This is a genomic window from Aliicoccus persicus (genome assembly GCF_900110815.1).
Taxonomy (GTDB): Bacteria; Bacillota; Bacilli; order Staphylococcales; family Salinicoccaceae; genus Aliicoccus; species Aliicoccus persicus.
Window position 1 is genome coordinate 39,212 of sequence record NZ_FOIT01000005.1, and the last position, 10,869, is coordinate 50,080.

General features: G+C 41.4%; 9 protein-coding genes. 2 read left to right on the plus strand and 7 right to left on the minus strand.

Annotation, left to right across the window (positions count from 1 at the left end; translation table 11 throughout):
- Positions 1-109: 109 nt before the first annotated feature.
- Positions 110-1,159, minus strand: a complete 1,050-nt coding sequence (locus BMW30_RS08045) for a hypothetical protein (protein ID WP_091475641.1) — start codon at positions 1,157-1,159, stop codon at positions 110-112.
- 86 nt (positions 1,160-1,245) lie between these two features.
- Here BMW30_RS08045 and BMW30_RS08050 point away from each other — a divergent pair, with 86 nt between their 5' ends.
- The gene (locus BMW30_RS08050) at positions 1,246-1,824 is read left to right on the plus strand and encodes a hypothetical protein (RefSeq protein ID WP_091475643.1); all 579 of its coding nucleotides are present in this window, start codon (positions 1,246-1,248) and stop codon (positions 1,822-1,824) included.
- 64 nt (positions 1,825-1,888) lie between these two features.
- On the opposite strand, the gene BMW30_RS08055 is transcribed toward BMW30_RS08050, so the two are convergent.
- The 6 genes from BMW30_RS08055 to BMW30_RS08080 form a co-directional block, all read right to left on the minus strand.
- A complete protein-coding gene (locus tag BMW30_RS08055; RefSeq protein WP_245705666.1) occupies positions 1,889-3,772 on the minus strand; it encodes a heavy metal translocating P-type ATPase in 1,884 nt (627 codons plus the stop codon).
- A 116-nt stretch (positions 3,773-3,888) separates the two neighbouring features.
- Positions 3,889-4,179 carry an ArsR/SmtB family transcription factor gene (locus BMW30_RS08060; RefSeq protein ID WP_091475649.1) on the minus strand — a complete coding sequence of 97 codons (291 nt, stop codon included), beginning with the start codon at positions 4,177-4,179 and terminating at the stop codon, positions 3,889-3,891.
- Positions 4,180-4,300: 121 nt separating this feature from the next.
- Complete coding sequence (locus BMW30_RS10435; RefSeq protein WP_143249011.1) at positions 4,301-5,917, minus strand: hypothetical protein; 1,617 nt, start codon at positions 5,915-5,917, stop codon at positions 4,301-4,303.
- Positions 5,918-6,192: 275 nt separating this feature from the next.
- The gene (locus BMW30_RS08070; protein ID WP_180366267.1) at positions 6,193-7,641 is read right to left on the minus strand and encodes a CapA family protein; all 1,449 of its coding nucleotides are present in this window, start codon (positions 7,639-7,641) and stop codon (positions 6,193-6,195) included.
- Positions 7,622-8,980, minus strand: a complete 1,359-nt coding sequence (locus BMW30_RS08075) for a CapA family protein (protein WP_091475654.1) — start codon at positions 8,978-8,980, stop codon at positions 7,622-7,624. Before BMW30_RS08075 ends, BMW30_RS08070 begins: the two co-directional genes overlap by 20 nt.
- Positions 8,973-9,749 (minus strand): M15 family metallopeptidase, encoded by a 777-nt coding sequence (locus BMW30_RS08080; RefSeq protein ID WP_219314697.1) that lies wholly within the window; start codon positions 9,747-9,749, stop codon positions 8,973-8,975. Before BMW30_RS08080 ends, BMW30_RS08075 begins: the two co-directional genes overlap by 8 nt.
- A gap of 142 nt (positions 9,750-9,891) precedes the next feature.
- On the opposite strand from BMW30_RS08080, the gene BMW30_RS08085 reads away from it, so the two are divergent.
- Positions 9,892-10,413, plus strand: a complete 522-nt coding sequence (locus BMW30_RS08085) for an RDD family protein (protein ID WP_091475655.1) — start codon at positions 9,892-9,894, stop codon at positions 10,411-10,413.
- Positions 10,414-10,869 lie beyond the last annotated feature (456 nt).

Consider the following 10,869-nt stretch of genomic DNA (forward strand, 5'->3'; position numbering starts at 1 on the left):
GCTCACTGACACGCAGATTGATTTGCGTTCCAATGAGAGTTGCTCACTGACACGCAGATTGATTTGCGTTCCAATGAGATTCGCTCACAGACACGAAGAGAAATCTTACCTAGTAATCCTGTACACTAAACGCGCTAAAATCGATGATTTCTAGATTAGACTTATCCAACGTAAAGATGATACTCGCATTTTGTCGGTTGTCTAAACCATCGTGATCAAAATATACATTCGTATTCACGGTCACTGTACCATCGTTATGATCAAAGGAGAAATTCACACTCAAATCATGCAATTCATAGTTCTCATAATTCACACGCGTTAAATTCTGCTGAGCTTGTGAACCTGGTCTCACATGCTCAAACACACTTTCATCATCATTCTGATAATACGCTTCATAGTCTGCCATAAATGTCTCGATTACTTCTGTGTAAGTTTCAAACGTTGCTTCATCTACGTTTTCACCATCAGAACTTGTACTATAATTCCCAGCCTCATCTTCTCGCACAATCATATCTACATGACCATCGTTCATAATCGCACGCACTGTGTAGGTTTCTCCTTCATTCCCTGTATACATATAATGCAATTCTTCCTGTCCACTTTTCGTTTCTGCACTTGGTACTTGTTGCACGGGTTCTCCAAATGCTTCTATCACTTCTTCTTGTGGTACGTCGGCAAAGTAGAACACTTCAGTGACGATGTTTGTCACAGGGTCAATCGTTGGATCTCCCAGTAAACCTTCGCCTGCTGGGTTTCCATGAATATATTTCACAGCGATATTGCCGTACACAACAGTGATTCCGTCATTCGTCATAAGCACAAGATCATACGTTCCATATCGTTGTTCAATATTTTCTTGATTCATCCCTTTTTGGATAAAGTTATTCTCGAACTGCATTTCGAACGGTTCTGTTATATCGACGAACTGATCAAGAATCGTTTCATCAGTGATATCAAACAACAAATCTTCTTCATCTGGATCTGCGACTTCGAGCACATCGTCCTCAGGTTCTTTATCCTCAGATTCAGAATTATCAGACTCAACCTCTTCTGATGTTTCAGTTTCATCATCCCCAAGCCCAATTGGCTCGCGTTCGTTATCATCACATGCTGTCAGTAATGCTATTATGCTTGTCATTCCTAAAAATAAACGTTTCAATGTATGTTTCTCCTTAAGTATCGAATGAAACTATTATATAATACTATATAGTGATTTATAAGGGATAACGAGATAGGAGCTTGAAGATGACACTGTATCAATTAGTATTAATACTTGGGGCTGTTTATATAATCCTGAGTTTAGGGATGTTCTTTATGATGAGAAAGGCAAATTATAAACGCGCTTGGTTTTCATTTATACCAGTTTTGAACGTATACAAAATGGTTTCGATGAACTACGATTATTTTAAAAGGGACGAATTGACGAGCGGCAAGGTTTCTCCGATGAACTATTTTGAGAATCGCCGCTATGCTTCGGTTTTCATCTCGTTGGCATATTTTGTTTCTGTGATGGCAATCTCAGTAATTGAAGAAGTAATCAATCCGACTGATTTGACGATAGAACGTGATCCAGCGACCAACCCGATTGAGTTTATGTTCACTGGAGTGACTGATGTGTACGCGTTTTTGGCGATTGGTGCAATTACGTTCTTCATGTTTAGAATGTTCGTGAACGTGAAGACGGAGGACCCGATGAATCCGATAATTATTGCGATATTCATCGTTGCGTCAGTATTTTCATATGGACTGACAATCGTGATGCTCATGTATTACATTGGACTAAATCCACAGTATAAATACAAGATAAACTTCGTCGATCAGTGACGGAGGGACCAAATTCCACACAAAAAAAACCAGATCCCACCGGGTTCTGGTTTTCTTAATATTCCTAATTTCCTCTCAACAAGCGGAGCCCATTTAATATAACAACCAACGTACTAACTTCGTGGATAATGACACTCAAAGTAATATCTGTTAGTCCAAAGAAGCTAACGGTAACGAGGAACACGACGACTGCCATCGCAAAGATAATGTTTTGCCAAATCACCCTGTTCATACGCTTTGCGACATTGTGTGCTGTAACTAAGTGCGTTAGATTATTATTCATCAGTGCCAAGTCGGAAACTTCGACAGCGACGTCTGTACCGTCTCCCATCGCTACGCCCACGTCTGCTTTAACCAAAGCGGGGGCGTCGTTGACACCATCTCCGACCATTGCAACCACACCATATTTCTTTTGTATCTCTTCGACGATTCTCGATTTATCGTCAGGCATGACGTTTGCCCTTACTGAGTCAATATTCAATACATCTGCCACAGCTTGCCCAGTCGTTTGCGAGTCTCCTGTGATCATTCCGGTCTGAATGCCATTTTTCTTAAAGTAAGCAATCATGTCTTTAGCATCTTCATTTGGCATGTCCATCATCGCAATTAATCCGATAACTTGTTCGTCTCGAGCCACGTAAACAACCGTCCTACCCAGACCAGCAATTCGTTCTTTCGATTCTGTAATTTCCACGTCCACATTATCAAATGATGTCGGCTTTCCAATCCTATATTGATGTCCTTCATAAACACCAACAAGCCCTGTTCCAATCTGATTTTCAACGTTAATATCGATCATTTCATTCACTTCAAACGCGTTCAATATCGCAGTTGCTAACGGGTGGTTTGATTCTTTCTCCATCGCAACGATAATATCAATCAGAGATTGTTCATCTTCCACACCGAAAAACTGATAGTCTGTTACTTCAGGTTTCCCTTTCGTCAGTGTGCCGGTTTTATCGAATAGAATAGCGTTGATGTTTGCGAATTGTGAAATGAACGTTGTCCCTTTAGATAAAACCCCGCGTCGCGCTAAGTTTGACGTTGCCGATAAAGTAACCGATACGGTTGCTGCTGCGAGGGCACATGGTGAGGCCGCAACCAATATAACTAGCCCGCGATAATAACTGTCTGCCCACGTCCAATCAGTAGTGAGTGGGGGAAGTACGATAAGAAGCACAACAGCAATTAAAACGATGTTTACATACTTCGGTTCAAATCGCTGAATAATGCTGGCAACTTTCGTACGGTTATTTTTGTTTTGTTCGACCAACTGAAGTATTTTAGCAAACACAGTATCCGTTTGTACTTTTGTCACTGCCATCGTAAATGTACCTGTACCATTCATCGTACTACCGAATACTTCATCCCCTTCAGAAATTTCCCTAGGGATACTTTCACCGTTAATACTCGATTCATCGATTGAAGTTTGTCCGGATAACACTCTACCATCAATTGGTACTTGGTCACCGTTTAACACGAGTAATTTATCACCAATATTTAAATCACTGACATTGACGATTTTCGCATTACCATCGTCATCAACGAGACGTGCAGTGGTCGGATTTAAGTCCATGAGTTTAGAAATTTCACGACGGCTTCGACCTTCAGCATAATGTTCTAGAAAATGAGCCCCAGCAAAGATTAAGATGAGTAGGGTACCTTCCCAAAATTGTCCGATTAATGAAGCACCAATCGCAGCAAGTCCCATTAAAATGTGAGCGTTTGGTGTGAAACGGCGATTTGCTTTCGTTCGTTCAATCGTGTCTGTAACACCTTCTAATACAACGACGTGATACCCAGCGGCAATCGTTGCAATTGTGAACAATGTGTTTTTAATAAACAAATAGTCACTGCTAACAAACAGTGCGATAATTGCGAGTGCGAGTCCTATAAAATATAATATTACGGGTATTCTATGACCTGAGTGTTCTTGTTGTGATTTCAATATTAGCAAGGCTCCTTTAAATGAATGAATTTTCATATGTTTATGAATTCATATTAACATAGATTGTTAATAAAATAAAGCAAAAAAAAGTCGTATGATTTAAAAAAACGTACGACTTAAATATCTTCCTCAACGTGTGCAATCACTTGCTCGAGCATGCCATGTACATGGTGGTCATCGAGAAAATAAATATTCGATTTCCCTTCGCGTCGTGATTGTACGAGGCGATTGGTTTTTAGTGTTTTTAATTGATGGGAGACGTTGGATTGTTCGATGTTTAAACGCTCAGAAATGGTAGTGACGTTCGCTTCATTTTCTGCTAATAAATGAAGGATGGACAGTCTTGTTTCATCTCCTAAAACCTTAAACAACCGTGCAGCATGTTGCAATTTATCTTTTTCTGTCATGGGAAATCTCCTTTCATAGGGTATTACTATTATGCGACAACGTGCGTTAAACGCGCAAGTTCATCGCTATTCAGACAAAAGACACCTACCCAATTGAAGGGTAGGTGTATAAAAATAAATATTAGTTGTAAGTGATGCTATAGATGATCGCAGCATTGTTATCAACGACCATTGATACAGAGTTGTTATAAGAGTTACCACCGTAAGTTTCAGTGATTGTGAAGTTCACTGTTGATGAACCATCACCATTATCAGAAACGCTGTTTACGGATAAGTTACTAAAACTATAGTCTGCGAATTGACCAGAGTTGTAGTTGCTCATAATCGCGTACGATAGGTTACTGTTTGCTGGCATGAAACTGAATAAGTTATGGCCCCAGTTGTTGTAATACGCTTGTAAGTGGTTGTGGAAACCAGCGACAGTGTCTACGTAGAACTGTGGAACATCTGATGAAGCTTCCGCATCTTCTTCAGTTTCTTCATTTGTAGTTTCTTCATCCGTTGAATCATCTACATCTTCTTCAGTACCATCATCTGTTGCTTCTTCACTGTCATCTTCTGTACCGTCTTCAGATGCTTGAACATCTTCAGCGACAACACGTACAAGACCAGCAGTTAGATCTGATGAAGCTTCAGCATCTTCTTCAGTCTCTTCTTCTGTTTCAGCATCTTCTTCAGCTGCATCATCAGTAGCGACGAAGTCAACGCGAGTTTCGCGCATGCCGTTGTCATCTTCAGTTAAGAAGACAGCATGTGGTGCTTCAGCATCTTCACTGTTATCTTCAGTTGGTTCACCGTATACTTCGATTAACTCATCGTAAGTTGCACCTGAGAAGTAGTGTACATCTTGTACTTGAACTTCTTCTGGTACGACATTCTCATCAACGAATTCGCCTTCTTCTCCGTAGATCGTTGCTGCATTGTAAACAACTGCAACATTACCGTAAACGTAAGCAAGAACTTCGCCTTCTTCTTCACCTACAGCAGGGAATAAGAACGCATCCTCATGTGTACCGTATAATGCTTCAACATCAACTTGAGTCATGTCTTCAGTGATACCACTTACTTCTTCAACCGTTGGTGCATTACCATCCGTTGAGAAGAACATTGCAGCAACATCTTGATTATCCGTTGCTAACTCATTTGTTGGTTCTCTATCTGTATCGGCATCCGCATCGGCGTCAGCATCCGCATCGGCGTCAGCATCCGCATCAGCGTCAGCATCCGCGTCAGCATCGGCATCTGCATCAGCATCTGCATCAGCATCAGCATCGGCATCGGCGTCGGCATCGGCATCAGCGTCGGCATCAGCATCTGAATCCGCGTCAGCATCAGCATCCGCGTCTGCGTCGGCATCCGCATCGGCGTCAGCATCCGCATCGGCGTCGGCGTCAGCATCCGCATCAGCGTCAGAATCAGCGTCAGCATCTGAATCAGCGTCAGCATCAGCATCCGCGTCGGCATCAGCATCTGAGTCAGCGTCAGCATCTGCATCGGCATCCGCGTCCGAATCAGCGTCAGCATCTGCATCGGCATCAGCTTCTACATCTTCATCTGTTGTATCTTCATCATTTGTTTCTTCATCTGTTGTTTCATCCGTATCCGTCGTATCTTCTGTTGTCTCTTCGACTGGATCTTCGTCGTCAGAACCTGGCAATAGACCGATTCCTTCTAAATCTAAATCACACGCAGATAAAAGTACACCTGCACCTACTACTGTCAGTAAATACTTTTTCATAAGTATCTCCCCTTTTTTAAGTCCTTAAACACACATTAATTTACAATACCCTATTCACAAAACTATATTGCAAAAATTAATGATATTTCTATATAAATATACCATGAATTTTAGTGATATTCCTACTATTAACCATTGAATGTAACAAGATTGTATTATTGTTTAGATACCATTTTTTTCTATTGAATGATGTATTTAGTCTCTAACTGATTTATTGGACTCAAAACACAAAAAAACTCGGAAAACCAAAGTTGGTTTCCCGAGCCAATGATATTTTATTCTTCGCTTGTAGTATCTTCTGAGTCTTCTTCAGATTCTTCAGTTTCCTCAACCGCCTCGTCAGTAGGTTCCTCTTCATCATCCGCTTCTATGTTATCTTCTACTTCAATAACAGTGCTTGGCTCTACTTCCGTGCTTCTTGCCTGTGCCATGTTGAGTCTGACTTCAGTACGGACAAGAGAGTCATTGAGTTTACCCATCACTTCATCATTATATGAATCACCATCCGCAAGTGTCTCTTCTACTGGTAATATTTCATAGGTAAATGGCACTTGGTTATTTTCTGAATGACGATATGTCCAAGTCGGGATAAATTCAACATCAGATAATGTCGTATCACCTGTACCGGCAGCTTTTGTGATTTCAAAGTTCATGATCACACCGTCTTCTGTCGGTTCATAACCATCTCCGAGTGTTTCTCTACGCTGGTTTGAGAAGAAGTTGCCGAGAGAGTAGGCCACAAACGTTTCATTTTCTTCTACTTCTTCACTATCTTCATTTTCTTCGTCCGAATCTGACGCTGGATTAGTACTTCCTGAAACATATTGCGTGCGCTGGATATTTTTCGGATACGATCCTACAACAACGTCGACGCCGTTATCAGCGAGTAAATTTATATATTGTTCTTGCATGTCTGTGACATCATATTGGAATTCTTCGCCCCAGTTCATATAAGCAAAAATGAAGTCTGGGTTATTGCTACGAACTTCAGCAAGGTCAGCATTGATTGTATCTTCATTCATAATACCGACGCGTTCAGCAGCTTCTTCAAATGGTATGTTCTGGTTGTTATATCCATCGATGTTTTCACTATACGCAACGAAGGCAATCAAAATGCCATCGACTTCTTTATATACCGCATGGCTATCATCCGCATTATATATTCCGACCGGGTCAATGCCAGCATTTGTCATCACTTCTTGTGTTCTTGAAACGCCATCAAACCCGAAGTTCATTGATGTCGCATTCGCACCGACTAACAGGTCGAACCCTGCCGCATTGAGTGTATCTGCGAGTGCATCTGGTGTATTAAAAGATGGGTAGCCTGAATGTGTGTTTTCTGCACCAGCAAACACACCATTCATATTACCAATCGTTAAATCACTTGCCGATAAAATACTTTGGATTTTATCGAATGCGGGGTCGAAATTATAATCACTTGTTTCATTATCAAACATACTGTTTAACTGTGCGTCATGAATCGTAATATCACCGACTGCCGATACAGTGATTGTGATATCTTCTTCTGGAATAACCGTTTCATGTGCGTCTTCTGTCGTTTCCGTTTCCTCATCTGAATCGGTATCTTCATCTACAACATCCTCTGCCGGTGTTGAAGAGAAGACCGTCTGCATCAAAAGGACCATGAATATTGCGAAGGCGATGGCTGCTACTGTAATATATAATAATTTTCTTCCATCTGGTCTAGTAAGTTCCGAGTTCAAGATCAATCTCCTCCTCAAAGATGCCATAATTACCTAAGATGGTTAATGTATGGTCTCTTGAAGCGGTGATACGATCAACGTAAGTTTCTGCAAATCTTGGGTCTTCTATGAAGTCTTCTGTCGGTAAAATTGCGTAATCATATGAACCCGTTTTCTCATAGCCTGCATACACCCAAGTCGGTACAAACTCTACGTCAGTTAATCGAACATCGTCACCTGAAATCGTCACATCAAGATGGACGATTACACCATTTTCTGTCGCACGTGCAACAGTTTCACCATATACATTACCGAGTGATTCAAAGCGTTGATTTGATACGAAGTTTCCGAGTGAATATGAAACAAATGCTTGATTGTCTCCAACTTCAATAAGTTCTGCGGGTTGAAGTACATGTGGGTGTCCACCCATGACGATATCTGCACCGTTTTCAACTAAAAATTCTGTCCATTCAACAGCGCGTTCAGTCGGCTCGTGTTGATACTCCTCGCCCCAGTGCATGTTGACAATAATTGCATCCGCATCATTTGCCTTTGCTTCTTCTAAATCTTCTAACATATAAGTCTCATTGATAAAGTTCGAGTGCTGAATGACATACTCTGGATTGTTCACATGGTCGACCATTCCATTGAATGTTTCTGCATATGTAAGGAATGCGAATGTTTTATCTCCAAACTCTTTATAGACAACACGTGACTCAGGTTCTTCGACATATGTACCCCAAGCTTCCATGGATGAGGCGTCCACCTGTTCACGCGTACGGATCAATCCATCAATCCCTGTGTCCCAGCTGTGATTATTCGTCAGGTTGAGCATAGTGTAGCCGGCATTTTCAATCGCATCGAGCAACTCATCAGGCGAGTTGAACATTGGATAACCTGCATATGGATAATCAGGTCCAGCAAGCGTGAGCTCTAAGTTTCCAATGACCACATCAGAGTCTTCAAAGTGTGGCGCCACGAATTCGAAAACTGGATCATAATTGTATTGACCAAGCGATTCGTCCCATGCACTTTCAATCTGTGGCTGGTGTCCCATAATGTCACCCGTGAATGTGATGCGAACATTGATGTCTTCAATTTCTTCCTCGACTTCTTCCTCTTCAGTGTCGGAATCCGCTGTGCTGTCGTCGGACTCTGAGTCATCTGATTCGGTGTCCTCAGTATCTTCTGAGTCTTCAGTGTCTTCTTCAGATGACTCGTCTACATTTTCCTCAGTCTCTGCATTGCTATCGTCAGTTTCCTCTGTGTCATTATCCGTGTCATTATCATCGTTACAGGCGGCAAGCATGCTAACAAGCAGCGCGCCGACGGCGAGTTTTGTTAAGTGTAATTTATTCAATGTCAAATCCTCTTTCCATCAAATATTCTTGGTATGTTAAGCCACTCTCATAAATTTCAGTCGCTAGTGAAATACCTAAAAAGCGCAAGTGCCATGGTTCATACATATAGCCTGTGATTTCTTCCGTACCTTCAGGATAGCTGATGATAAAGCCATATCTATGTGCATTTTCTTCCACCCATATACCTTCTTCAGTATCACCAAAGCTTTGTAATAATTGGAAGTTTGCAGATTCAGAAGTCACATCCATCGTCAGCCCAGTTTGGTGTTCACTATGACCAGGCTGTGCACTATATCGATTCGCTTCAGCTTCACCACTTCGTTCGACATATGAATTGTATAATCCAGCTTGTGTATCATATGAGCGATAGCCAGAATCGGCATAGAGTGTAATGCCATCGTTATCAGCAGCTGCGAATAAATTCGAGAGTGCTTGTGCTGCAATTTGTCTAAGTTGATTCGCACCGTCCTCGTACACAACACGAACATCGACAGTCACAAGGTCACTCGGCACATAATCTTCGGCAAGTGCGTGGTTTTTATCGACGAGACGGTAAATATGAGAATCATAAAATAGATCCTCTTCAGAGATCTGAACTTGTTGCATTTGTTCTTCCTCTTCAACGACCTCTTCTTCTTCCTCTTCTTCTATTTCTTCAGTCGTATCAGTCTCTTCAGTTTCTTCCTCATCCATTTCATCTTCTTGATTCTCATCATTACATGCTGCAAGTAGCAGAACGAATGCACTGAGCAACATCCATTTTTTCATTCGAAATAATCCTCACGATTCCAAAAACTAGTTATAGTTTATATATTATATGATTGTCGCGTAAAACGACATATATATTGAGATATTAACATATAATACGCTTAAATGTTATAATAAAGCCGTTTAGAAAAGGGGTGTGTTTATGGATAAAATACCGTTCAGCCGACGGGTAACAGTCATGTTAATTGATTTTATAGTTGCGCTCGTCTATTCAATATTAATCATGTTGTTAATAGTGACGATTTCAGTCGGTGTTTTAGATGGTATTCCACGGTTATCACACATCCAAATGCAGACACTCGCAATCTTTATATTAACCATGCCACTGATATTGTTATTCACATTGCTTGAAATGCTCGAACCGTTCGGGACATTTGGCAAGCGTGTGAGTGGACTGCAGCTCAATTACAAACAAACAGCATTCATCAGCAGCTTTGTGCGCAATCTTTTTAAATTTATCCCATGGATGTTTATCCAAGGTGGGATTATTGGGATGTTTTATTCATCAAATAATTGGATTTATTTTACATTGATACTGTTCGGTATTGGTTACGCTGTTATTAATTTGCGTATGATGTATGTTCGAGAGGACGGGCGGCACATCGCGGATCTGATCGCCGGTACATATGTGAAGAAACGGGAGAATAGTGATGGAGAGCGGTAAAATGTTCCTATTGAGGTGTGAACAATTCAGTTTTCGTGTCAATGAGCTGAGCTCATGGTCTTGTAAAAGGATTTGAGGGACTATGAGCTGAGCTCACGGGCGTGCAAATGAATTTGACGGACTATGAGATAAGCTCACGGGCGTGCAAATGAATTTAACGGACTATGAGATAAGCTCACGGTCGTGCAAATGAATTTAACGGACTATGAGACTCGCTCACGGTCTTGCAATTGGATTTGACGGACTATGAGATAAGCTCACGGGCGTGCAAATGGATTTAACGGACTATGAGATAAGCTCACGGGCGTGCAAATGGATTTGACGGACAATGAGATGAGCTCACGGTCTTGCAAATGGATTTGACGGACAATGAAGCTCGCTCACAGACACACAGATTGATTTGCGTTCCAATGAAGCTCGCTCACAGACACGCAGATTGATTTGCGTTCCAATGAA

Bases quoted from the DNA above. Each gene is read 5' to 3' on its own strand.
- BMW30_RS08085 (WP_091475655.1), top strand. From the start codon at position 9,892: ATGGATAAAATACCGTTCAGCCGACGGGTAACAGTCATGTTAATTGAT.
- BMW30_RS08080 (WP_219314697.1), bottom strand. From the start codon at position 9,749: ATGAAAAAATGGATGTTGCTCAGTGCATTCGTTCTGCTACTTGCAGCA.
- BMW30_RS08050 (WP_091475643.1), top strand. From the start codon at position 1,246: ATGACACTGTATCAATTAGTATTAATACTTGGGGCTGTTTATATAATC.
- BMW30_RS10435 (WP_143249011.1), bottom strand. From the start codon at position 5,917: ATGAAAAAGTATTTACTGACAGTAGTAGGTGCAGGTGTACTTTTATCT.
- BMW30_RS08060 (WP_091475649.1), bottom strand. From the start codon at position 4,179: ATGACAGAAAAAGATAAATTGCAACATGCTGCACGGTTGTTTAAGGTT.